Origin of the sequence: Kitasatospora sp. NPDC127116 (assembly GCF_042677365.1) — a bacterium.
Classification (GTDB): Bacteria; Actinomycetota; Actinomycetes; order Streptomycetales; family Streptomycetaceae; genus Kitasatospora; species Kitasatospora lactacystinica.
In genome coordinates this window covers 49,079-72,146 of record NZ_JBHXTL010000008.1, presented here as the reverse complement: position 1 = coordinate 72,146, position 23,068 = coordinate 49,079, and the positions used below count along the sequence as shown (strand labels likewise).

The 23,068-nt window shown below is 75.0% G+C and carries 18 protein-coding genes; 13 read left to right on the top strand and 5 right to left on the bottom strand.

Annotated features, from left to right (window positions below; genetic code table 11):
* Positions 1–55: 55 nt before the first annotated feature.
* Positions 56–1,405 carry a cytochrome P450 gene (locus ACFVHV_RS05335; protein WP_380348936.1) on the bottom strand — a complete coding sequence of 450 codons (1,350 nt, stop codon included), beginning with the start codon at positions 1,403–1,405 and terminating at the stop codon, positions 56–58.
* Between the two features lie 308 nt (positions 1,406–1,713).
* On the opposite strand from ACFVHV_RS05335, the gene ACFVHV_RS05330 reads away from it, so the two are divergent.
* The gene (locus tag ACFVHV_RS05330; protein WP_359898507.1) at positions 1,714–3,117 is read left to right on the top strand and encodes an amidase; all 1,404 of its coding nucleotides are present in this window, start codon (positions 1,714–1,716) and stop codon (positions 3,115–3,117) included.
* 124 nt (positions 3,118–3,241) lie between these two features.
* Here the strand turns inward: ACFVHV_RS05330 and ACFVHV_RS05325 are convergent, their stop codons facing one another.
* Positions 3,242–5,203: an FUSC family protein gene (locus tag ACFVHV_RS05325; protein ID WP_380348934.1), complete on the bottom strand. Its 1,962-nt coding sequence runs from the start codon at positions 5,201–5,203 to the stop codon at positions 3,242–3,244.
* A 432-nt stretch (positions 5,204–5,635) separates the two neighbouring features.
* On the opposite strand from ACFVHV_RS05325, the gene ACFVHV_RS05320 reads away from it, so the two are divergent.
* The 6 genes from ACFVHV_RS05320 (at position 5,636) to ACFVHV_RS05295 (ending at position 12,100) form a co-directional block, all read left to right on the top strand.
* The gene (locus ACFVHV_RS05320) at positions 5,636–6,730 is read left to right on the top strand and encodes a phytanoyl-CoA dioxygenase family protein (protein ID WP_380348933.1); all 1,095 of its coding nucleotides are present in this window, start codon (positions 5,636–5,638) and stop codon (positions 6,728–6,730) included.
* Positions 6,712–8,025: a DUF6271 family protein gene (locus ACFVHV_RS05315; protein WP_380348931.1), complete on the top strand. Its 1,314-nt coding sequence runs from the start codon at positions 6,712–6,714 to the stop codon at positions 8,023–8,025. Before ACFVHV_RS05320 ends, ACFVHV_RS05315 begins: the two co-directional genes overlap by 19 nt.
* Positions 8,026–8,229: 204 nt before the next feature.
* Positions 8,230–9,399 carry a type III PLP-dependent enzyme gene (locus ACFVHV_RS05310; protein ID WP_380349006.1) on the top strand — a complete coding sequence of 390 codons (1,170 nt, stop codon included), beginning with the start codon at positions 8,230–8,232 and terminating at the stop codon, positions 9,397–9,399.
* Entirely contained in the window at positions 9,396–9,968 is a 573-nt protein-coding gene (locus ACFVHV_RS05305; RefSeq protein WP_359898511.1) for a GNAT family N-acetyltransferase, read from the top strand. The genes ACFVHV_RS05310 and ACFVHV_RS05305 overlap by 4 nt, the downstream gene beginning before the upstream one ends.
* Positions 9,969–9,973: 5 nt before the next feature.
* The gene (locus ACFVHV_RS05300) at positions 9,974–11,179 is read left to right on the top strand and encodes an MFS transporter (protein WP_359898512.1); all 1,206 of its coding nucleotides are present in this window, start codon (positions 9,974–9,976) and stop codon (positions 11,177–11,179) included.
* A 180-nt stretch (positions 11,180–11,359) separates the two neighbouring features.
* Complete coding sequence (locus tag ACFVHV_RS05295) at positions 11,360–12,100, top strand: PIG-L deacetylase family protein (RefSeq protein WP_359898513.1); 741 nt, start codon at positions 11,360–11,362, stop codon at positions 12,098–12,100.
* Positions 12,101–12,107: 7 nt separating this feature from the next.
* On the opposite strand, the gene ACFVHV_RS05290 is transcribed toward ACFVHV_RS05295, so the two are convergent.
* The 3 genes from ACFVHV_RS05290 to ACFVHV_RS05280 all read right to left on the bottom strand — a co-directional run bounded on the left by ACFVHV_RS05290 (position 12,108) and on the right by ACFVHV_RS05280 (position 13,799).
* Positions 12,108–12,770: a DedA family protein gene (locus ACFVHV_RS05290; RefSeq protein WP_380348928.1), complete on the bottom strand. Its 663-nt coding sequence runs from the start codon at positions 12,768–12,770 to the stop codon at positions 12,108–12,110.
* A gap of 44 nt (positions 12,771–12,814) precedes the next feature.
* Complete coding sequence (locus tag ACFVHV_RS05285) at positions 12,815–13,009, bottom strand: DUF1918 domain-containing protein (RefSeq protein WP_359898515.1); 195 nt, start codon at positions 13,007–13,009, stop codon at positions 12,815–12,817.
* A gap of 127 nt (positions 13,010–13,136) precedes the next feature.
* Positions 13,137–13,799, bottom strand: a complete 663-nt coding sequence (locus tag ACFVHV_RS05280) for a TetR/AcrR family transcriptional regulator (protein WP_359898516.1) — start codon at positions 13,797–13,799, stop codon at positions 13,137–13,139.
* A 375-nt stretch (positions 13,800–14,174) separates the two neighbouring features.
* On the opposite strand from ACFVHV_RS05280, the gene ACFVHV_RS05275 reads away from it, so the two are divergent.
* Genes ACFVHV_RS05275 through ACFVHV_RS05250 form a run of 6 tightly spaced genes read left to right on the top strand, consistent with a single transcriptional unit; the run spans position 14,175 to position 23,068 of the window.
* The gene (locus tag ACFVHV_RS05275; protein WP_380348925.1) at positions 14,175–15,002 is read left to right on the top strand and encodes a phytanoyl-CoA dioxygenase family protein; all 828 of its coding nucleotides are present in this window, start codon (positions 14,175–14,177) and stop codon (positions 15,000–15,002) included.
* An 11-nt stretch (positions 15,003–15,013) separates the two neighbouring features.
* Entirely contained in the window at positions 15,014–15,583 is a 570-nt protein-coding gene (locus tag ACFVHV_RS05270) for a DUF6309 family protein (RefSeq protein WP_359898518.1), read from the top strand.
* Entirely contained in the window at positions 15,580–20,124 is a 4,545-nt protein-coding gene (locus ACFVHV_RS05265; RefSeq protein WP_380348923.1) for an AMP-binding protein, read from the top strand. Before ACFVHV_RS05270 ends, ACFVHV_RS05265 begins: the two co-directional genes overlap by 4 nt.
* An 11-nt stretch (positions 20,125–20,135) precedes the next feature.
* A complete protein-coding gene (locus ACFVHV_RS05260; RefSeq protein ID WP_359898538.1) occupies positions 20,136–21,410 on the top strand; it encodes an aminotransferase class III-fold pyridoxal phosphate-dependent enzyme in 1,275 nt (424 codons plus the stop codon).
* A 12-nt stretch (positions 21,411–21,422) separates the two neighbouring features.
* Positions 21,423–22,286, top strand: a complete 864-nt coding sequence (locus ACFVHV_RS05255; RefSeq protein WP_359898520.1) for a TauD/TfdA family dioxygenase — start codon at positions 21,423–21,425, stop codon at positions 22,284–22,286.
* Positions 22,283–23,068: an SDR family oxidoreductase gene (locus ACFVHV_RS05250; RefSeq protein WP_380348921.1), complete on the top strand. Its 786-nt coding sequence runs from the start codon at positions 22,283–22,285 to the stop codon at positions 23,066–23,068. Before ACFVHV_RS05255 ends, ACFVHV_RS05250 begins: the two co-directional genes overlap by 4 nt.

The following is a 23,068-nucleotide window of genomic DNA, read 5'->3' as shown; positions in this document are numbered from 1 at the left end:
GGGATCCGGTCGGCGGACCCGGCGCGGACGGCGTCGGAGCCCGGTCGCCGTCCGGTCAGCGGACCCGGCGGGTGAGTGTCGCGGTGAAGGGCCGGGGCGTGAGGGAGGAGCCGCGGGTGGGGCGGACGGGCCGGCCGGGGGTGGGGGCGATGGTCCAGCGGGCGGCGATGGTGGCGATGGCGAGGACGGCCTCGGTGGTGCCGAAGACGTCGCCGATGCAGCGGCGGGCGCCGAGGCCGAAGGGCGCGTAGGTGCCGGGTGCGGGGCGGGCGGTGGTGAGCCAGCGGTCGGGGTCGAAGCGGTCGGGGCGGGGGAAGAGGTCGGCCCGGCGGTGCAGCAGGTAGGGGCTGTAGAGCAGGGTGGCGCCGGCCGGGATGCGGTGGCCGCCGAGTTCGGTGTCGGCGGTGGCGGTGCGGCTGAGGATCCAGGGCGGCGGGTAGAGCCGCAGGGTCTCGCTGACGATCCGGGCGGTGAGCGGCAGGGCGGGCAGGTCCTCGTGGCGGGCGGGCCGGCCGTCCAGGACGGTGTCGAGTTCGGCGTGCAGCCGCATCCGGACGGCCGGGTTGGCGGCGAGCAGCGTCCAGGCCCAGGAGAGGGTGGCGGCGGTGGTCTCCGTGCCGGCCAGCAGGAAGGTGACCACCTGCTCGTGGACCTCGGCGTCGGTCAGGCCCCGGCCGTCCTCGTCCGTGGCGTCGAGCAGCGTGGAGAGCAGGTCGTGCCGGTCGGTGCCGGCGGTGCGGTGGTCGGCGATCAGCCGCCGGGTGATCTCCCGCAGGTCCTGCCGGGCGCGGCGGAAGCGGTGGTTGCCGGGGGTGGGGAGGCGGTCGGCACCGGGCAGCGGCAGCATCACCCGACGGCCGACGCCGCGGGTGACGGCGTCGATGGAGCGGCGCACCGGCAGCGTGCCGGCCCGTTCGTGCGCGGCGAACAGGCAGCGGGCGGTGACGGCGGTGGAGAGGCGGTGCATCGCGGTGGGGACGTCGATCACGTCGCCGTCGCGCCAGCGGGCGGTGGCGCCGTCGATCTCCTCGGCCATCAGCGCGGCGTAGCCGGGCAGTCGGTCGCGGTGGAACGCGGGCTGCAGCATGCGGCGCTGGCGCCGGTGGGCGGCGGCGGGGCAGGTGGCGAGGCCGTTGCCGAGGACCTCCCGGGCCTTGTCGAGGAGGGGCCCGCCCTTGTCGAAGGTGCGGTCGTCGGCGAGCAGCCGGCGGACCAGCTCGGGGTGGCAGACCACGTACGCGTGGAGCGGGCCGAGCCGCAGCCGGACGAGGTCGCCGTGGGCGGGCAGGCCGGCGACGAACTCGTGCGGGTGGTGGAGGAGGGCGGGGGCGTGGCCGAGCAGCGGGAGGCCGCCGGGGGCGGTGGCCGCGGTGAACCGGGTGGTCGGGAAGAAGGGGGTCGGCACGGGCGTCACCTTGGTTGGGGCGGGAGGACCGGGACGAATCGCGAACGTGATCTTTCCCGGCGGCGTGCGGCGAAACGATCGTGGACGGGCGGACGGGGTGAACGCGGGGGCGCGGGCCGAACGGTCGTGCGCCCTCGAAGATTTGATGGAGCGTTTACCCGTCGGGGTCGACCCCGGTCGGGCGCCGGCCGCCGGCCGTGCCTACACTCGAAGCCCTGCGAGATTACCGGTCAGTAGAACCGGGCAGGTACGACCAACCGGTGCGATCGTCGGACGGTGGAACGTCCGGCAGGGAGTGGGGAGTTCGGATGACCGACGAGCGGGTCCACGCGTTCGCCGACGACGCCCTGGGCGCCCACGACGCGGTGGCGCTCGCCGCGCTGGTCCGGGCCGGCGCGGTCAACCCGAGGGAACTGGTCGGCGCGGCCGCCGACCGGGCCGCGCGGGTGGACGGCGCGCTGCTGCCCGTCGCCCATGCTTCGTACGACAAACCGCGGATCAGCCGGGAGGGGATCGGCGGTCCGCTCTGGGGCGTACCGACCTACCTCAAGGACAACGTGGACCTGCGCGGCCTGCCGACCGCGATGGGCAGCGAGGCCTACCGCGCCCGCCCGGCCCGCCGCAACGCGCGCTTCACCGACCAGTTCCTCTCCACCGGCCTGGCCGTCCTCGGCAAGACCAGACTGCCCGAGTTCGGCCTCAACGCCTCCACCGAGTTCGCCACCGCCCAGCCGGTGCGCAACCCCTGGAAGCCCTCGCACTCGCCCGGCGCCTCCTCGGGCGGCGCGGCGGCCCTGGTGGCCGCCGGCGTGGTGCCGATCGCGCACGCCAACGACGGCGGCGGCTCGATCCGCATCCCGGCGGCCTGCTGCGGGCTGGTCGGGCTCAAGCCCACCCGGGGCCGGCTGGTCACCAACGCCCAGAGCGGCAAACTGCCGATCGACCTGGTCACCGACGGCGTGCTGACCCGCTCGGTGCGCGACACCGCCGCCTTCTTCGCCGCCGCCGAGCGGCACCGCGGCAACCCCGGGCTGCCCCCGCTCGGCCTGGTCGAGGGGCCGGGCGACCGGCGGCTGCGGATCGGCCTGGTGGTGGACTCGCCGATCGCCAAGACCGACGGGCCGACCCGGCAGGTGGTCGAGGAGACCGCCGCCCGGCTGGAGGCGATGGGCCACCTGGTCGAGCCGACCGCACTGCCCTTCGGCGAGGAGTTCTCCCGCGACTTCGTCAGCTACTGGGGCTACATCGCCTGGGCCATCGCCGCCACCGGCCGGCTGCTGATCGACCCGAGCTTCCGGGCCGGGAAGCTGGACGGCCTGACCACCGGACTGCGCCGCCGGTTCCGGGCGGAGTTCCCGCAGACCCCCGGCGTGCTGCGGCGGCTGCGCCGGGCCGAGGGCGTGTACGCGCGGATCTTCCGCGACCACGACGTGATCCTCTCCCCGGTGCTCGCCCACACCGCCCCGCCGATCGGGTACCTGAGCCCGAACGTGGACTTCGACGAGCTGATGGACCGGCTGATGCGCTACGTCGCCTTCACCCCGGTCAACAACGTGACCGGCGGCCCGGGCATCGCGCTGCCGGCGGGCTCCGAGCCCGGCGGGCTCCCGGTCGGGGTGCACCTGTCGGCGGCGCACGGGCAGGAGCGGCTGCTGCTGGAGCTGGCCTTCGCGCTGGAGGCGGACCGGCCCTGGCGGCGGATCCAGGACTGAACCCGGCGGGGCGCACCCGGCGGACCCGGGACCGAACCCGCGGGTCGGGGATCGAACGCCGAGGGTCCGGGACCGGATGCTGCGGCTCCGGGACCGGACGCTGCGGCTCCGGGACCGGCCGCGCTCAGGGCGCCGGCGCGGGGGTTCGGGGCATCGGCGCCACCACCGACCGGGCGGCGCGCACCTCGTGGTGGAGCCGGGCCAGCGCGCAGTCCGGCGCCAGCGCGTCCGGCTCCGCCGCCGGCGGCGGCCCACCGGTGCGCAGCGCCTCGGCCAGGCCGGTCAGCTCCCGGGTGACGGTGGCGACCTCGGCGGCGGTCGGCACCGGAGCGCCGTGCTCGATCCGCACCCGGGTGGCGGTGGTGGTGTCCACGATCCGCTCGACCGCGATCACCACCGGCCAGCAGGCCTCCGCCCGGGTGCCGACCGGCGGCGGCTCGGTGAGCGCCCGCTGGAACTCGCTGCGCACGGTGGACAGGTCCCGGTAGAGGCGGCGCCGGTAGCGGGCGCGGGCCGGTTCGTCCCGTCCGGGCGCGGTGGCGAGGGCCAGCGACACGTACGAGGCGGTGTCCTGGACGGCGTCGGCGAGCCGGTCGCCGATCCGGGTGTGCCAGGAGTCCGGCCACAGCAGGTAGCCGACCAGCAGCGCGATGCCGCAGCCGATCAGCGAGTCGTAGAGCCGGGGCGGCACCAGGTGGAAGCCCTGGTGGTTGAGCAGGTCGGAGAGCAGCAGGATCACCGGGGTGATGGCCGCGGTCTGGAAGGCGTACCCCTTGGCGGACAGGGCCGGGATCAGGGCCGCCAGTGCCGCCATCACCGGGACGTCCCACCAGCCGTGCGGCACCTCGGCCAGGACCGGGACGGCGATCAGCAGCCCGGCGGCGGTGCCGAGCGCGCGCAGCACCGCGCGGGAGAACACCGAGCCGAAGTCGGGCTTCATCACGAAGGTCACGGTCAGCGTCACCCAGTACGAGCGGGGCACCTCGATCACCGAGACCAGCACCTGTGCCAGCCCGATGCACAGTGCCAGCCGCAGCCCGTACCGCCAGGAGGCGCCGGACAGCAGCAGTGCCCTGGTCGCCCGCCGGGCCCGGACCTCGATCCCGGCGGGGCGGCCCAGCCGGTCGCCGGTGGCGTACGGGTCGGGTGCGGCCTCGTGCACGACCACGGCGGCGTGCCCGATCGCCTGGACCAGCGCGCGGGTGGACGGGCCGGCCGGGACCGGCAGGCCGAGCGGCGGGGGCGGGCCGGTGCGGTTCTGCTCGACGGCGTCGGCCAGTGCGCGCACGGCGGCCGGGTAGCCGGCGGCCAGCGGGCCGAACTCGGGCGGGCGCAGGTGGGCCGCCGAGGCCGCCTCGACCACCGGGATCACCGCGTTGAGCTGGGCGAGCAGCCGTACCAGGGTGGGTGAGCGGCCGTGCCGGCGGGCCCGGCGGGCGAGCAGCAGGTCGTAGGACTGGTTGAGCGACCGGGTGAGTTCGCGGCGGCGTCCGTCGTACTCCGGTGTGCCGGCCGCCTCCAACAGGTCGGCGACCGCCCGGTAGGTGCCGGCCACCACCGCCCGCTCGGGGACGCCCACGCGCAGCGGCCAGGCGAGCAGGGTCAGGGCGAGCACCACCAGGCCGCCGAGCAGCAGCAGGGCGGGCGGCAGCCACCAGGGGGAGGGCAGTGGCAGCCCGGCCCCGACGACCGCGTTGAGCAGCAGGAGCAGTCCGGAGACGGAGGCGACGGCGCCGATCGAGGAGATCATGCCGGAAACCAGCGCGACGACGGTCACCGTCGCGACGGCCGTCCAGCCGGCGCCGAACACCAGGGTGCCGAGCAGCATCCCCAGGGCGCCGAACAGCTGGGGCACGGCGATGTTGTAGACCCGCATCCGGTACGCGTCGGCGGTGTCCCCGATGACTCCGGACAGCGCGCCCATCGACACCAGTGCGCCGTAGGCGGGCCGCCCGGTGGCGGTGCCCACCGCGAGCGGGGCGGCGAGGGCGACGGACGCGCGGGCGACCGCGGCCCAGGGGACGGGCGCGGCCCGGGGCCGCAGACCCTCGGTCAGCCACGGGGGAGCCGTCAGCGCGGGTGCCATGAGCCCAACGTACGGCCGGCCCGACCGGTTCACCGTGCGCGCGAATATGTCAATTCCAGAAACATACCCGCTCTTATGTCAGTCTCCGAAACATAAAGCGAACCCCGAGAGGCGTCGTGAGCTGCGTTGATTTCCCAATCGGTAACCCGCAGGAAAGGGTTGACACCATTAGTTGGTCTAGTCCAACGTATGGGGAGCGCGGTTCGGCAAAGGCTGATGCTGGGTGAGGTGCCTTGCCGGACGGGAGAGTTGGCCCCCTGACGTGGCGCTGTTCCGCGCCCGCGGGCCGTGGCGAGAAGGACCGTATGCGGACGGCCCTCCGGGCCGCACTCGAATTCCTGTTGCGGCCGGTGGCCGGCCGTCGACTCGCCGCGCCCGCATCGAGCCCGCGAGGAAGCGCTGCGTCGACTACGAACCATGGAGTGACTGCCCATGCCGAGCCCTGCCGAACACCCCGACGGACCCGACGGGGAATACCTGTACCGGGCCGCGTCGCAGCGCCCCTACTTCAGTGCCGACACCGAGAGCTACCTCGCCCCGACCGCGCTGCGCGAGGTCCGCAAGAAGCACCCGCTGCGGGTGCTCTCGGAGGAGGACCACGCGTTCTGGCGGACCTACGGCTACGTGGTGGTGAAGCAGGCGATCCCGGCCGGGGCCGCGCGCCGACTGCTCGACTTCGCCTGGGAGTTCCAGGGCCTGTCGCCGGACCGCCCCGAGGACTGGTACCGCGAGCGCGAGTACCGCGACGAACTCGACCGGCACCTGCACGTCTACGGCTTCGTCGAGGCCTACCACCACCAGCTCATCTGGGACAGCCGCCAGTCGCAGCGCGTCTACGACGCCTTCGTGGACGTGTGGGACTGCGAGGAGCTCTGGGTCACCCTCGACCGGCTCAACCTCAACCCGCCGAACGTCCGCAACCGCGACCGCGCGCTGATCGAGCCCACCGACCGCGGCTTCGACATCGAGCTGCACTGGGACGTCGACACCACCCGGGACATGCTGCCGCAGCGCGTCCAGGGCATCATCGCGCTCAACGACACCGCCCCCGACCACGGCGGCTTCCAGTGCGACCCGGAGCTGTTCCGCCGCTTCGACGAGTGGCGGGCCGCCCAGCCGGCCGACCGCGACCCGATCCGCCCGGACGTCGACCGCGCCGAGTTCCCGGTCGTACGGCCCGAGTTGGAGGCCGGTGACCTGCTGATCTGGAACGGCCTGCTCGCCCACGGCGTGGCGCCCAACACCTCCGCGGGCGGTGTGCGCGCGGTGCAGTACCTGTCGATGATGCCCGCGCTGGAGGAGTCCGAGAAGCTGCGCCGCTCCCGGGTGGAGTCCTGGCGCACGCTCGGCACGCCGGACTGGAACCGCACGCTGGTCGGCGACGCCGACCGGCCCGAGGCGAAGCGCTACGGAACCGCCGAACTCACCGAACTGGGGGAGAAGTTGCTCGGCCTGCGGTCCTGGAGCGGCAAGCCGTTCGACGAATGCGGGGACACGGGGGAGCGGGAATGCGCGACGTCTGCCTGACCCTGCCCACCAACCGCGCCTGCGCGGACACCATCACCGCGATCGGCGCCGAAGCCGCCCACGCCGTACGGCGGTTCGGCGTCCGGGTGCACCTGCTGGTGCTGGACTCCGCCGAGCCCGCGGACCGTGCCCGGCACGCCGGGGCCCTCGCCGGCCTGCCGGCCGTCGACGGCGTGGTCGTCCACCACCTGGACGAGGACGCCCAGCGCGCCTTCCTGCGCGAGGTGATCGACGCATCCGGCGCGGCCGACCCGGACCGGCTGCTGCGCCTGATGCTGCCCGACGCCGTCTCCTACGGCGCCTGCACCAACCGGGCGTTCCTGCTGGCCGCGGCGCTCGGCTGCGAGTCGGTGCACCGCCGGGACTCCGACAGCCGCTACCAACTGCTCGACGGCGAAGCGGTGTTCCCGATCGAGCACGAGCTGGCCACGCTCGGGCTGAAGGCCGCCGACGCGGCCGCCGCCGTCACCGAGGACACCCTCGACGCGGCGCACGCGGACAAGCCGGTCGCACTGGTCGGCGCCTCCTTCGTAGGTGAACTCTCCGTCGACGTCGGCGAGATCCGTGAACTCGACCCCGAGGTCCACCACGACGTGGTCGCGCTCTGGGCGCCCACCGGCGCGAGCGAGGAGGAGAAGCGCGAACTCGTCGCCGAGTCCTTCACCGGAGGCGGCACCGAGCCCTTCACCGCCGACCGCGCGGTGCTCGACCTGCCCGACATCTGGCACATCGACATGTGCAACATCGGCCTCCACCACGAGGTCTACGAACGGGTGCCGCTGCCGCCCGCCACCGACACCATCGGCAGCGACTACTTCCTGCACCACCTGGTGCGCGACGCGACCCTGCCGGGCGTCACCCACAACCGCCACATCGTCAACTACCACACCCCGGAACGGCGCACCGGCCCCGGCTTCACCGCCTACCAGCTGCGCTACGCCAAGTTCCTGCTCTCCATGCTCTACCTCTACCCGGTCTACTCCGAGATGGAGGCGGCCGGCGGCGCCCTGCTGGACGAACAGCACCGCGTCCGCCCCGAACCGATCGCCGAATCCGCCCGTCGCAGCGCCGCGACGGACCGCGCGGAGAACCACCGCAGGCTCGCCGAACTCGACCGCTGCTACCGACGCCTCGGCGGAAAGTACGCCGAGTTCGCGGACCACCTGGCGCCCCTGCGGGCACGCCTGCTCGACGAGGCGCAGACGGACATCGAGGACTTCGCAGCGCTGATCGACGCGTGGGGCCCGCTGGTGCGGGCGAGCAGGGCCACCCCCGTCGACCGGCGGCCACGCTAGCCGGACGGGGAACGCCACGTGATACGCCAGACCACCAGCCATGCCACCGGCCACACCACCGGCCATGCCACCAGCCATGCGGCCGGCCACCCCGGCGGCCGCGCCGGCGGCCACAGCGCCGCCCACCCGCCCGCCCACCGTGCCCCGGCCGTCTCCGCGGTGCACACCGAGACGCGCCGCGCCGACGAGCACGACCGCACCGCGCTGCGCGCCGCACTCGCCGCCGCCACCGACGACCGGATCATCTACGACCTCGACGGCATCGGCCGCCAGTACGCCGCGCTCCGCGCCGAACTGCCCGGCGTGGCCGTCCGCTTCGCGATGAAGGCCTGCCCGGTGGACGAGGTGCTGGACCACCTCGCCGCCCTCGGCTCGGGCTTCGACGCGGCGAGCCCGCAGGAGATCGCCCAGGCGCTGCGCACCGGCGTGCCGCCCGAACTGATCCACTACGGCAACACCGTCAAGTCCGACCGCAACATCGCCGGGGCCCACCGGCTGGGCGTGCGGGACTTCGCCACCGACAGCCTGGAGGACGTCGCGGCGATCGCCGAACACGCCCCCGGCGCACGGGTGTTCTGCCGCATCGCGACCACCGGCGAGGGCGCGCTGTGGGGCCTGAGCCACAAGTTCGGCTGCTCGCCCGAGGACGCCGTGCGGGTGCTCGACGCCGCCCGCACCGCCGGGCTCGTGCCGTCCGGACTGTCGGTGCACGTCGGCTCCCAGCAGATGACCGCCGAGGCCTGGAGCGCCGCCGTCGAGTCGCTGGCCGCCGTACTGGAGGCGCTCAACTGGCGCGGCATCACCCCGACCCGGATCAACCTCGGCGGCGGCCTGCCCGCCCTCGGCGTCCTCGACCGCGGCGGACGCCCGCTCGACCCGCCGCTGGACAAGATGTTCGCGGTGATCCGCGAGGGCATGGAGCGGCTGAGCGCCGTCAATGCCGGGCCGCTGGAGTTCCTGCTGGAGCCCGGGCGGCACCTGGTCGCCGACCACGGCGCGATCCGCGCGCACGTCTCCCGGCTCACCTCCCGCCACCGCCCCGACGGCACCCGGGAGGACTGGCTCTACCTCAGCTGCGGCAAGTTCAACGGCCTGTACGAGATGGACCAGCTCCAGTACCGGCTGGAGTTCCCCACCCACCCCGGCGGTCAGTTCGTCAACGCCGTGGTGGCCGGCCCGACCTGCGACAGCGACGACGCGTACGCCCAGGAGGGCGGCCTGGTGCGCGTCCCGCGCGCGATCGGCTCCGGCGAACCGGTCTGGATCCACTCCTGCGGCGCGTACGCCACCGCCTACGCCACCCAGGGGTTCAACGGCTTCGCGCCGCTGCCGTACAACTGCATCGGCGGGCGCCGCGAGGGAGGAGAGAGATGAGCGAGTACCGCATCCGGCTGCTCCGGGAGGAGGACTGGGACGCCGTGGTCGCGCTGGAGGAGCGCGCCTACGCCGCCAGCGGCCTGTCCGAGGGCCGCGAGGCGCTGCGCTCCCGGCACCGGGCCTCGCCGGACACCTGCTTCGTGCTGGAGCACCCGGGCGGCCTCGGCGGCTACCTGCTCGCCCTGCCGTACCCGCTGTTCCGCTGCCCTGACCTCGGCCGCGGCGAGGACGGGGCCGACGCGGGCGAGCGGCCGACCAACATGCACGCCCACGACCTGGTGATCTCCGAGGACCTGCGCGGCCGGGGCCTGTCCCTGCGGCTGCTGCGGCACCTGGAGCACACCGCCCGGACGGCCGGCTACCGGAGCGCCTCGCTGGTCGCCGTCCGCGGTTCGCACGTGCTGTGGACCCCGCTGGGCTACCGCGCCCGGCCCGAGATCGACCTGCCCGAGAGCTACGGCACCCGGGCGGTCTACATGGCGATGCCGCTGGACGCCGTCCCGGTCCGGCCGCTGCCGCACTCCACCGCGATCCGCGGGCCGTACCCCAGAGCCGAAGTGGGCTGATACCGATGTCCCCCGTTCGCGACGACTTCCGCCGGTCCCAAGTGGCCATCGGCGCCCTGTTCTTCGTCCTCGGATTCCAGTACGCGACCTGGGTCTCCCGGGTACCCGCGCTCAAGGCCCGGCTCGACCTGGGCGAGGCCCAGATCGGCCTGCTGCTGATGACCTGCGGAATCGGCGCGGCGGTGTCCTTCCCCCTGGTCGCGGTGCTGACCCGGCGGCTCGGCTCCCGCCTGCTCTCGGTGCTGTCCGCGCTCGCCCTCGGCGTGATCCTGCTCGCCCTGTCGGTGGTGCCGAACTACCCCGTGATGCTGCTGGTGCTGTTCCTCGACGGCGTCGCGGTCGGCTGCCTGAACGTCGCGATGAACGCCCAGGGCGCCGCGCTGGAGGCCCGCTTCGAGCGGGCCACGATGTCCCGGCTGCACGCCACCTTCAGCGCCGGTTCGCTGCTCGCCGCCCTGCTGGCCTCGGGCGTCACCTCCGTCACCGGCACCCTGGCGGTGCACTTCGGGGTGGCCGCCGCGCTGCTCGCGGTGCTGGTCGTGGCGGCCCGGCCGGGGCTGCTGGCGGACCGGCCGGCCGAATCCGCCGAACCGGAGGAGAGGAAGCGGCGCCGCGGCTTCGTGCTGCCGACCGTCGCGACCCTCTGGATGGGCCTGGCGATGGTGTTCGGCACCGTCACCGAGGGCGCCATGAACGACTGGTCGGCGCTCTACCTCAAGGACTACGTGCACGCCGGCGCCGGGCTCGCCCCGATGGGCATCGCGGTGGTCTCGGTGATGATGGTCTGCGCCCGGATCTTCGCGGACGGCTGGCGCACCCGCTTCGGCGACGGCCGGATCGTGCGCACCGGCAGCCTGCTGGCCGGCCTCGGACTCGCCCTGGCCCTGGCGGTCGGCGGCGTGGTCCCGACCCTGCTCGGCTTCGCCTGCGTCGGCCTCGGAGTGGCCGCGGTGACCCCGTGCGTCTACGTCGCCGCCGCCCGGCAGGGCGCCGACGCCCTCTCGCTGGTCGCCGCCATGGGCACCACCGGCCTGCTGGCCGGCCCCGCCGTGATCGGTTTCATCGCCGGCGCCACCAGCCTGCTCTGGGGCATGGCCGCCGTCGCCGCCTCGGCGGCCGTCGTCTCCCTCTGCGCCACCCGGATCCGCTGGCCCGGCCAGGACACCTCCGCCGCCCCCGCCGATCCGCTGCTCGCCGCCGACCCGAGCTGACCCCTCCCGCGGGACGCCCGGACGCCAACCCCTGACGCCCGCGTCAGGGGCAAGCCGACCGGGGGCGACGGTGTCTGACGGGGCGTGGGGGAAGCGGGTCTTCTAGAGTCACGGGTGGTACGGCCGTGCGACTGTCGTGCGTCCGTACGACCGTGAGCCGCACCGAGAGGAACGAGCAGCATGACCGACCAGGCCCCCGAGCCCTTCGAGCCCGTCGACGAGGACTGGCAGACCGCGCTGGCGATCGTCGCCCACCCCGACGACATGGAGTACGGCGGGGCCGCGGCCGTCGCCCGCTGGACCTCGCAGGGCAAGAAGGTCGTCTATGCGATGGTCACCAGCGGCGAGGCGGGCATCGACTCGCTGGACCCGGCCGAGTGCGGCCCGCTGCGCGAGGCCGAGCAGATCGCCTCGGCGCGCGTGGTCGGCGTCGACACCGTCGAATTCCTCGGACACCCGGACGGGGTCGTGGAGTACGGGCTGCCGCTGCGCCGGGACATCGCCCGGGTGGTGCGCAGGCACCGGCCGGACATCGTGATCACCAGCAACTTCCGGGACACCTACGGCGGGCAGTTCCTCAACCAGGCCGACCACATCGCGGTCGGCCGGGCCACCCTGGACGGGGTCCGGGACGCCGGGAACCGCTGGGTGTTCCGCGAGCTGCTGGCCGAGGGCCACGAGCCGTGGAACGGCGTGCGGCAGATCTGGGCGGTGGCCTCGCCGGACGCCGGGCACGCGGTGGACACCACCGCGCACTTCGACCGGGGCGTCGCCTCGCTGGAGGAGCACAAGGCGTACCTGGCCGGGCTGGGCGGGGCGATGGCGGAGCCGCGGGAGTTCCTGGAGGGCTTCGGCCGGGGCGCGGGCAGCCGGCTGGGGACGCGCTTCGCGGTGCCGTTCGAGGTGTTCCCGCTGCGCTGACCCGCGGCTACTCGGGCCCGGTGCCGGTGCCTGCGCCCGTGCGGCGCCGGCGCCGGTGGCGCAGCACCTGCCGCAGCAGGACGGCCGCGACCAGCACGCCCAGCCCGACCGCGAACCAGACCTGGTAGCGCAGCGCCGTGCGGTACACCGCGCCGATGTTGGCCCCGGCGAGGTAGCCGAAGGTGCCCCAGACCGCCGTCCACAGCACCGCGCCCAGCAGGTTGAACGGCAGGAACCGGCGCCAGGGCATCTCCGTGGTCCCGGCGATGATCCCGTTGTACTGGCGCAGCCCGTCCACGAAGCGGGCGACCGTGACCACCTTGCCGCCGTGCCGGGCGAAGAAGTCCTCGGCGCGGTCCATCCGGGCCGGGGTGAGCAGCACGTAGCGGCCCCAGCGGTGGACGAAGGCGCGGCCGCCGGTGCGGCCGATCAGGTAGCCGAGGCTGTTGCCGAGCGCGGCGGCGCCGGTCGCGACCAGCAGGACGGCGGCGAAGTCGAGGTGCCCGGCGCCGGCGTACACCGAGGCCAGCACCAGCACGGTCTGCCCGGGCACCGGGATGCCGCAGTTGTCGAGCAGCACGAGCAGCGCCACCGCGAGGTACCCGTAGTGGTCCAGCAGTGGCGCGAGCCCGGCGAGTGCCCCGGGCAGCGGGGTCGTGGGAGCGGACACCGCTCCTCACCACCTCGCGCGGGGCGGGGTGACGGGGGTGTCGGTCAGAGGTTCGCCTCGCGACGCTCGATGTTGCAGTCGGGGCCCGGGTAGATCAGACCCTCGTGGCCGTCCTCGAACCGGACCATGTACGGCGGCTGTCCGTCGGTGCCGCGCACCTCGACGATCTCGCCCTTCTGGTCCACCATGCCCACCGACCTGCTGTGGATGTGGAGCTGGTCACCTACCGCTGCCTGCATGGTCTGCTCCCTCGGGTCGTGTGCCCGGCCGCCTCCACGGCCGTTCCCGCTATCCACTGTGCTGCGGGTGCGGCGGGCGCGCAACGCCTCGGGCGGACGGGGCGCGCGAGGGGCGCGGTGCCCTGCCTCAGCGGGCGGAGGACTGTTGCGCGAGGTAGCCGCGGACCAACCGCTTGCACTCGGCGATCAGCGCCGGATCGCCGTCGGGCGCCTCCCGGAAGGCCAGCTTGAGCACCGCGTCGGCGGCTTCCAGGGCCACCCGCAGGGCCAGCGTGGTGGCCGACGGGTCGCCCGCCCGGAACAGTTCGCCGCCGAGCGCCTGGAGCCGCAGCGCCACGGCGGTGTTGTTGTCCACGCCCGCGTCCAGCAGGTGCAGGTCGTCCTGGACGCCGGTGGGGACGGCCGGGCCCGCCAGGCCGAAGTCCAGCTGGCCGAAGCCCGGCACCGCGCGCTTCATCGCCACGAACTCCTCCACCGCCAGGTCGGTGAAGAGGGCGGGGCCGACCGGCGCGGCGGCGGCCAGCCGGGCGTCCAGGCGCTGGAGGTAGTGGTCGAGGTTGCGGGTGGCGAGCGCGGCCAGCAGGTCCTCCTTGCCGGCGAAGAACTGGTAGAGGGTGCCGATCGGCACCTGGGCGCGCTGGGCGACTTCCTTGGTGGTGAGCGCGGTCGCCCCGACCTCGTCCAGCAGCCCGGCGCAGGCGTCCAGGATGCGGCCGTACCGCTCCAGGCTGCGCTGCTGGACCGGGCGGCGCCTGACCGGTCCGGGGGCGGGGTGACTCCTGTCGCTCATGACCTCACTGTGCCGCATCCGCCGTGACGGCGGCGAATCACCGGGGCGCGAACGGCCCGGAGTTCCCCGTGGGACGGGAGCCGACTGGTGGCCGGAGCTGAACGGCACGGTGGCGGGAAGGTGTCCACGAGCTGGTATAGGCCTTGTCGTGGACGCGATGACAGGTTCATACTCCTGGGGCGGACTACTTTGCGTGATCAACGCATGCCTCTTCGTGGTGATCGCGATTCAGCTGTGGCGGCCGAGACGCCCGTGACGGACGCACCGCCGCCACCCGAGGTCTGGACGACACCGTGTGCCTCCACTTCCCGCGCCACGTCCTGTGGCGTCACGACCCTGTGTGTGCCCGCCCGACGGAAGGAGGGGATCGGTTCGGTGACGCCGCACTCCGGAGGGCGTGAGGCCCTCGACACCGCGCACCGCCGCCAGTTCCTGGAGTCCGGGTACCTGGTCCTGCCCGGCCTGCTGCCGGAAGCGCTGCGCGAACGGCTCGCCCCCGAGGTCGACCGGTGGGTGGACGAGGGCCTGCGGGCCCGGTCGATCGCCGCGTGCGCCGACCCCTTACGCCACGGACCGCCCCCGCTGCTGGAACTGGAACTGCCCGCCCACGGCGAACTCCTCACCCACCCACCGCTGCTGCGCACCCTGACCCGCCTGCTCGGGCCGGACTTCGTCTTCCACCACCTGCACAGCGACCGCCAGGACCCGGGGATCCCGGGCAAGGCCTGGCACCACGACTGCGAGCCCAACGACCGCTCCGACCCGTCGCTGCTGATGGTCCACGCGCTGCACTACCTCGGCGGACTGGACGAGCGGGTCGGCAGCCTGGCCGTGCTGCCCGGCTCGCACCTGCGCACCGTCGGCAAGTCCGCCTTCGCCCACCACGGCACCGCGGAACTGCCCGGCGAGGTGGTCCTCGACCGGCTGCCGCCCGGCTCGACGGTGCTGCTCAACTCGGCGCTGTTCCACACCCGCAGACCGGCGCCCGAAGGACCGGGCCACCCCCGGTACTTCGTCGACGCCTCCTACTGCCAGGTGGGGGCGCGCTGGCGTCCGGTGAAGCCCTATTGGCGACAGATGCTCGCCCGGGCCCGCGAACTGGACCTGGCCGACGGCCAGTGGCCCGAGCTGTTCGCCGAGCGGCACTTCACCGAGTACACCGCCGGCGAACACGCCCGCACCGAGTACACCGGAACCGTCTGAGGAGCACTGCCGTGGAGATCGTCACCGCCGTCGCCTTCCCCGAGGTCCACGACGCCTACCTGCGGGACCACCCGGTGGAGCGGGCCCACGAGGCGAACAGCAACATGTACGGCGAGGAGAACCTCGAACGTGCCGACCGCATCCCCGGCGGCTGGTGGCGGATCCGGCTCTCCCGGGCGGACGTCCTGGGCGTCGTGCTGCCCTGGCACCTCAGCGAGGGCGGGGAGCTCGAAACGGTGCCGCGCTCCGGGCTGACGGTGGCCGAGGCGGCCGAGCGGGTCCGCGCCGGCGGAGCCGCCTGGGCCGTCGCCAACCCGGTCTGCGCGGCCAAGCTGCGGCTGCTGCGGTGGGCACCGTTCACGCCCGTCTTCCTCAGCACCGCGCCGGTCGACCACTCCGACTACGGGGACCTCGCGGTCCGGTCCGGGCTGATCCACCTCGACGGCCTGCACCGCATGCTGGCTTGGGAATTGGCCGGACGGCTGCCCGAGCGGGCGCTGCTCGACGGGTACCTGGTGGGCGACCCGGCGGTGGTCGCCGGGCCGGCCCGGGCGGGCCGGACGGGGGGCGAGTCGGCGTGACCCCCGCGACGCAGCACCTCCGCTCCGCGTCCCGCGGCCACGCGGCCGACCCCGTCCGCGGCGCCCGCTCGCTGCCCGAACTGCTCGCGCACCTCGCCCGGGCCCACCCCGACCGGCCCGCCCTGGGCGACGGGGTCCGCAGCTTCGACTACCGCACGGTCGACGCCGCGGCCGGCCGGATCGCCGCAAGGCTGGCCGCCGCCGGCACCGGCCGGGGCGACCGGGTCGCCCTGGTCGGGCCCCGGGACGCCCGGATGCTGGTGCTGCTGTACGGGGTGCTGCGCTCGGGCGCGGCGGCCGTGCTGGCCGATCCGGACTGGTCGGCGGCCGACCTGGCCCGGCGGCTGGCGTCCGTGCGGGTGGCCCGGGTGCTGGCCACCGAGGGCGGGCTCGGCGGGGAGGTGGTGGACGTCGGGGCCGGACGGACGCCGGGCGTCGAGGACGCGGAGGCGCCGAGCACCGAGGGCGCCGAGGCGCCGGGCACCGGGACCGGGCAGGCGCCGGGCACCGGCGTCGGGGTCGCACCGGCCGTCGAGGCGCTGCCGGGGCCGCGGTCGGCGACCGTCGAGGTACGGGGCGAGGACCTCGCCTACCTCTCCTTCACCTCCGGGTCGAGCGGCGAGCCCAAGGCGGTGGCCGTCACCCACGCCAACGCCGTGCACTACGCCCGGGCGCTGGCCGGGCGGCTCGGCCTCACCGAGGCCGACGCCCCGTGCGCCGCGCACGTCACCACCCTGGCCGCCGACCTCGGCCACACCGCCTGGCTGCTCGCCCTGGCCACCGGCGGCTCGGTGCACCTCGTGCCGGACCGCGAGGTGCGCGACCCGGAGGCCTTCTGGGCCTCGCTGCGGCGGGCCCGGGTGGACGTGCTGAAGACCACCCCCTCGCACCTGACCGCCCTGCTGGAGGGCCGTCCGGCCGACTCCCCGCCGCTGCACACCGTGCTGCTCGGCGGCGAGCCGCTGCCCCGTCCGCTGGCCGCCGCCCTGCTCGACCGTGGCACCACCGCGCGGCTGGCCAACCACTACGGCCCGACCGAGACCACCGTCGGCGCCACCTGCCTGCTCGTCACCTCCGCCGGCCAACTGCCCGCCGAGGAGCCGACCGTGCCGATCGGCACCGGGATCGGCGAGGTGCTGCTGACCGTGGTGGACGGCGCCGGCCGGGCGGTACCGGACGGCACGGTCGGCGAACTGCTCATCGGGGGCCGGGGCGTGACCGCCGGCTACTACGGCCGGCCGGCCGAGACCGCACGCGGCTTCGTCCGGCACGACGGCCGACTCGTCTACCGCACCGGGGACCTGTGCCGCCGGCGGGCGGACGGCGACCTGGTCTTCCTGGGCCGGGTGGACCGCCAGGTGAAGGTCCGCGGCTACCGGGTGGACCTCGCCGAGGTCGAGCGGGCGATGGACGGCCACCCCGGCGTCGCCCGCTCGGCGGCGCTGCTGCGGGAGACCGCACTCGGCAACCAACTGATCGGCGTGGTAAGGCTGTTGGGAGGCGCCGACGGCTCGGAGGGGCCGAAGGGGGCAGCAGGGCCGACGGGGGCGGCAGGGCCGACGGGGGCGGCAGGGCCGACGGGGTCGGCGGATTCGGCGGATTCGGTGGGGTCGGCGGGGGAGGAGACGCTGGAGGACCTGCGCGCGCACCTGCGGGACCGGCTGCCCGGCTACTCCGTGCCGCAGCCGATCCTGGTGCTGCCGCAGTTCCCGGTCGGGCCGAACGGCAAGCTCGACCGGCAGCGGCTGGCCGAGCTGGCGGCCGAACTCGTCGAGGCCCGGGCGGAGTCCAGCGGCACCGCCGGGAGCGGCCCGGCCGGGGAGATCGCCCGGTTCTGGGCGGGCGCCCTCGGCCTGCCCGCGGTCGGGCCGCGCGCCGACGTGCTCGCCCTCGGCGGGGACTCCATCCTCGCCATGCGCACCATCGCCTTCCTGCGGCGCTCCGGCCTGCGGGTCGCCTACGAGGACTTCTACCGGCACCCGACGGCCGAGGGCCTGGCGGCGGTCGCCGTCCCGGCCGCGCCGTCCGTCCCCGCCCCGCGCGGTGACGCCGGCGGCTACCGACTCGCCCCGGCGCAGCGCTGGTTGTACCGGCAGCGGTCGCTGCGGGAGCCGCGGCACTGGAACCAGTCCGTGCTGCTGCGCTGCCGCACCGCCGTCGACCCGGAAGCGCTCTCGGCGGCCGTCGCGGCCGTCCTGGAGCGGCACCCGGCGCTGCGCCGCCCGGTCACCCCCGACGGCTGCGGCGAGCTCCGGGAGGTGGCCGGGCTCGACCCGGTCTCCTGTTCCCGGATCCCGAGCTCGGCCGGGGAGATCGCCGACACCGTCGCCGGGGTCTGCACCGAACTCCACCGCAGCCTCGACCCGGCGGCCGGCCGGCTGCTGCGCGCCCACCTGTTCACCGGTCCGCCCGGCACCGACGACCGGCTCGCGCTGATCGCGCACCACCTGGTGGTCGACGGACTGTCCTGGCGGATCCTGCTGGACGACCTGGCGCACGCGTACCGGGCGGTGCTCGACCGGAAGCCGGCCGATCTGCCGCCGACGGCGGACTTCTACGCCTGGGCGGCGGCCGCGTCTCCCGCCGTCGAGCCGGTCGCCGGGGAGGCCGAGGAGCCCGCGGTCGGGGAGGTCGCGATCGGGGAGCCCGCCGTCGGGGAGCTCGCCATAGGGGAGCCCGCCGTCGGAGAGGTCCAGGAGCCCGGCGCGCTCAGCTGGGCGCTCGACCCGGCGGCCACCGCCCGGCTGATCGCCCGGCACGGCGCCGGGTCCGGGCTGGAGGCCGTGCTGCTGGCCGCCTTCGCCGCAGCCGTCACCGGCGACAGCGGCCGTCCCCGGCTCGCGGTGGAGGTCGAGACCCACGGCCGGGACGCGGTCGGCGACGAGGGCGAATTCCTGGACACCGTCGGCTGGTTCACGGCCGTCAAGCATGTCGCTCTGGACGCCGGGGCCACCCCGGACGCCGTGGCGCGGCGGCTGCGCGAGGCACCCGTCCGGCCGATGGACGCGCCCGGCGGGCGGCCCGCCGTCGGCTTCAACTTCCTCGGCACCTTCCGGCTGCCCGAGGAACCCGCGCTGGACTGGACGGTCGCCGCCGAACAGGCCGGGACGGCCCGCTGTACCGGGGGCGACCCGCTGTACGAACTGCGCCTCACCGCAAGGGTGGTGGAGCAGCGGCTGGTCGCCGACCTGGTGTACGGGCGGCCCGGCCTGCCGCACTCCGCCGCCGATCGGATCACCGGGCGGTTCGCCCGGGCGGTGGCGGCCGAGGCGCGGGCCCCGGAAGCCGCACCGGTCGTCCGGGCGCCGCTGTCCACCTCCGGCCAGCTGCTGCACCCCGGCGTCGCCCCGGCGGCCCGGGCGAGGGTGGGCGAACCCGCCCGGGTGCTGCTCACCGGCGCCACCGGCTACCTCGGGCGGCACCTGCTGGAGGCCTTCCTCCGCCGCGGCGCCGAGGTCACCTGCCTGGTGCGGGCCGCGGACGACGCCGAGGCGCTGAAGCGGCTCGGTGCCGGGGCGGCCGGCCCCGTCCGCGCGCTCGCCGGGGACATCGACCGGGACGGCCTCGGCCTCTCCCCGGCCGGGCTGGAACTCGCCCGGGGCACCCACCTGGTGGTGCACGCGGCGGCGGACGTCCGGCTGGTGGCCTCGCCCGACGAGCTGGAGCGCACCAACCACACGGCGGTGCGGCGGCTGCTCGACTGGCTCGGGGAGAACGCGCCGGACGCCCGGCTCCACCACGTCTCCACGCTCGCCGTCTCCGGCGGCGTCGACGGCCCGCCGCGCCGCTTCAGCGAGGCGGACCTGGAGATCGGCCAGTACTTCCGCACCCCGTACGAGCGGACCAAGTACCGGGCCGAGCAGGCCGTCCGGGCCTGGGCCGCCCGCGGGCACACCGCCCACCTGCACCGCAGCGGCCACATCGCGGCGCACAGCCGGACCGGCGCGTTCCAGGCCAACGCCGGCGACAACCGGATCTACCAGCTGATCCGCGGCTACCTGCTGGCCGGCGCCGCGCCGAGCCGGCCGGACACCGCCTTCGCGTTCTCGTACGTGGACACGGTGGCCGCCGGGATCGCCGCGATCGCCCTCGACCCGTACGCCGCGCCCGGCGCGTACCACGTGGAGACGCCGCACGCCGTCCCGCACGACGAGCTGGTGCGGTGGCTGGCCGGGCACGGCCACCCCGTGCGGCTCACCGACGAGGAGGGCTTCGCGGCCGCCCTGGCCCGGGCCGAGCGCCGCCACCCGACGGCCGCCCGGGTGGCCGCCGCGTGGGCGGCGCAGGAGGAACGCCGGGTGCTGGTGGACAGCGCGTACACCACCGCGGTGCTCGACCGGCTGGGCGTGCGCTTCGCCGCGCCGACCCCGCAGTGGTGGTCGGCCGCGCTCACCTGGGCCGCCGAGGCCGGCTACCTGCCGGGCGTCGGCCCGATCCCACCCACCCGTGACGACATCCGTGACGACATCCGTGACGACATCCGTGACGAACGTCGCGACCGACGTCGTGACGACATCCGTGAAGGCAGGACCAACCCGTGAAGGCAGGCCCCGTGTCCCAGCTCTCCCCGGCGCTCAAGCAGGCCACCCCGGTCGTCGCCGTACGCGGCGAAGGACTCCACCTCTACGACGCCGCCGGCCGCAGCTACCTCGACTTCACCTCCGGAGTGGGGGTGACCAGCACCGGCCACTGTCACCCGAAGGTGGTCGAGGCCGTCCGGGAGCAGGCCGGCCGGCTGATCCACGGGCAGTACACCACCGTGCTGCACGACCAGCTCCTCACGCTCACGGAGCGGCTCGGCGAGGTGCTGCCGCCCGGGCTGGACTCGCTGTTCTACGCCACCGCCGGCACCGAGGCGGTGGAGGCCGCGCTGCGGCTCGCCCGGCACGCCACCGGACGGCAGAACGTGATCGTCTTCGAGGGCTCCTTCCACGGCCGGACCATGGGCGCGGCCTCGCTCACCACGGCCGGCACCCGGTTCCGGGCCGGTATCGGCCCGCTGATGCCCGGGGTCGCGGTGGCGCCCTTCCCGGCCGCGTTCCGGCTGGGCCTGTCCGAGGACGAGGCGGTCGCGCACGCCCTGCGCGGACTGGACGAGGTGCTCGCCACCGTCTCCGCGCCCGCCGAGACGGCCGCCGTGTTCGTCGAGCCGGTGCTCGGCGAGGGCGGCTACGTCCCGGCCCCGCCCGGCTTCCTGGCCGGGCTGCGCGAGCGGGCCGACCGGCACGGCATCCTGCTGGTGGTGGACGAGGTGCAGACCGGCTTCGGCCGTACCGGCCGGTTCTGGGCCCACGAGCACGAGAGCGCCCACCCGGACGGGGCCGGCGTCCGTCCCGACGTCCTGATCACCGCCAAGGGGCTGGCCAGCGGCTTCCCGCTGTCCGCGATCGCCGCTTCCACCGAGCTGATGGGGCGCGCCTGGCCGGGCTCGCAGGGCGGCACCTACGGCGGAAACCCGGTGGCCTGCGCCGCCGCGCTGGCGACCCTGGACGTGCTGCGCGAGGAGCGGCTGGTCGAGAACGCGGCCGAGCAGGGCGTCCGGCTGCTGGCCGGGCTGCGGGCGGTGGCCGCCGGGACGCCCGGGATCGCCGACGTCCGCGGGCTCGGGCTGATGGCCGCCAGCGAGTTCTGCCGTCCCGACGGCACGCCGGACCCGGAGGCGGCCCGGCGCGCCCAGCAGGCCGCGGCCGAGCACGGGCTGCTGCTGTTGCTGTGCGGGATCCACCTCAATGTGGTCCGGATGATCCCCGCGCTGGTCGTCACGGCCGAACAGATCGACGAGGGCCTGGAGTTGTGGGCGAAGGCCGTCGCGGCCGGCGGCCGGTAGGGAGGAGAGGACATGGATGCGGTGACCGAAATCGGCTGGAGCAGCCTGGAGTTGGACGCCCGGCGGGAGCTCTGGTCGCTCCCGCTGGGGGAGCAGGAGCGGCGGCTGCTCTGGGCCGACGCGCGGGCCGGGCGGTGGGACGCGGCCGGGGAGGTGCGGGCCCGGCTGCGGGAGTTCGTCCGGAACGCCGCCGACTCGGTCGGCATCACCCATGTGAGCGGCCTGGTGGACCCGGCCCTCCCGGAGCAGGAGATCACCGAGGTGCTCTCCTTCCTGCTGCGGGACTTCGGCCGGATCGTCCCGCAGAACGGGCGCGGCGACCTCACCTCGGTGCTGCACGACCAGGACGGCGACGGCAACACCGAACTCGGCTTCCACTGCGACACCTGCGACCTGCTGGTCCTGCTCTGCCTGCGGCCCGCCTTCGACGGCGGCGGGCTGACCAAGCTGGCGAGCGCCCGGCACGTGCACGACCTGATCCAGCGGGAGCGGCCCGACGCGCTGGCCACGCTCCGCGAGGAGTGGACCTTCGAGCGCAGCGGCCGGGCCGGCCCGCAGGTGGTGGTCACCCCCATCCTGTACGACCGCAAGGACGGGACGGTCGGCTGCTACTACCAGACCCGCACCGTCCGTTCCTCGCCCGACCGCGGCGGGCCGGAACTGACGGACCATCAGTGGGAGGCGCTCGGCGTGCTGGACGAGGTGCTCTACCGGCCGGAGATCGCCTTCGGGCTGCCGATGGCCGCCGGGGACCTGCTGATCATCCGCAACAGCCGGGTGCTGCACGGGCGTTCGCCGTTCGTCGACGAGCCCGGGCCGTACTCCCGGCGGATGCTGCGGGTCTGGGTGAACGAGGGGGAGGAGTGGGCGCCGTGACCACCGGAGGAGAGCCCGGTGCGGTGACCGCACCGTACGGACGGGTGGCGATCGTCACCGGCGGGGGCAGCGGGCTGGGCCGGGCCTCGGCGCTGGCCCTGCTGGCGGCCGGCTGGACCGTGGTCGTCGCCGGGCGCCGCAAGGACGCGCTGGAGGGGACCGCGGCCCTGGCCGGCCCGGCCGCCGACCGGGTGCTGCCCGTCCCGACCGACATCCGCAGCCCGGAGGAGGTCGCCCGGCTCTTCGACACCGTCCTCGACCGGTACGGCCGGCTGGACCTGCTGTTCAACAACGCGGGCGCCGCCGCCCCGCGCCGGCCGATCGCCGAGACCCCGTTCGAGGACTGGAACCGGGTGCTGGACACCATCGTCACCGGCGGATTCCTCTGCGCCCGCGAGGCCTTCCGGGTGATGAGCACCCAGTCCCCGCAGGGCGGACGGATCATCAACAACGGCGCGCCCTCGGCCTACGTGCCGCGCCCCAACTCGATCGCGTACACCGCCGCCAAGCACGCCGTCCTCGGCCTCACCAAGGTGCTCGCCCTGGACGGCCGGCCGTACGGCATCTCCTGCGGGCAGATCGACGTCGGCAACGTCACCCCGGTGGACGGCGGCCCGCAGCCGGCCGCGATGCAGGCCGACCGGACCATGGCCGTCGAGGCGACCATCCCGGTGGACCGCTTCACCGAGGCGCTGGTGCTGATGGCCTCGCAGCCGCCGGACACCACCATCCAGTCCCTGGTGGTGCTGCCGACCACCATGCCGTTCGTCGGACGGGGTTGA

Bases quoted from the DNA above. Each gene is read 5' to 3' on its own strand.
- ACFVHV_RS05330 (WP_359898507.1), top strand. From the start codon at position 1,714: ATGACCGACGAGCGGGTCCACGCGTTCGCCGACGACGCCCTGGGCGCC.
- ACFVHV_RS05325 (WP_380348934.1), bottom strand. From the start codon at position 5,203: ATGGCACCCGCGCTGACGGCTCCCCCGTGGCTGACCGAGGGTCTGCGG.
- ACFVHV_RS05320 (WP_380348933.1), top strand. From the start codon at position 5,636: ATGCCGAGCCCTGCCGAACACCCCGACGGACCCGACGGGGAATACCTG.
- ACFVHV_RS05315 (WP_380348931.1), top strand. From the start codon at position 6,712: ATGCGCGACGTCTGCCTGACCCTGCCCACCAACCGCGCCTGCGCGGAC.
- ACFVHV_RS05305 (WP_359898511.1), top strand. From the start codon at position 9,396: ATGAGCGAGTACCGCATCCGGCTGCTCCGGGAGGAGGACTGGGACGCC.
- ACFVHV_RS05300 (WP_359898512.1), top strand. From the start codon at position 9,974: ATGTCCCCCGTTCGCGACGACTTCCGCCGGTCCCAAGTGGCCATCGGC.
- ACFVHV_RS05295 (WP_359898513.1), top strand. From the start codon at position 11,360: ATGACCGACCAGGCCCCCGAGCCCTTCGAGCCCGTCGACGAGGACTGG.
- ACFVHV_RS05285 (WP_359898515.1), bottom strand. From the start codon at position 13,009: ATGCAGGCAGCGGTAGGTGACCAGCTCCACATCCACAGCAGGTCGGTG.
- ACFVHV_RS05280 (WP_359898516.1), bottom strand. From the start codon at position 13,799: ATGAGCGACAGGAGTCACCCCGCCCCCGGACCGGTCAGGCGCCGCCCG.
- ACFVHV_RS05255 (WP_359898520.1), top strand. From the start codon at position 21,423: ATGGATGCGGTGACCGAAATCGGCTGGAGCAGCCTGGAGTTGGACGCC.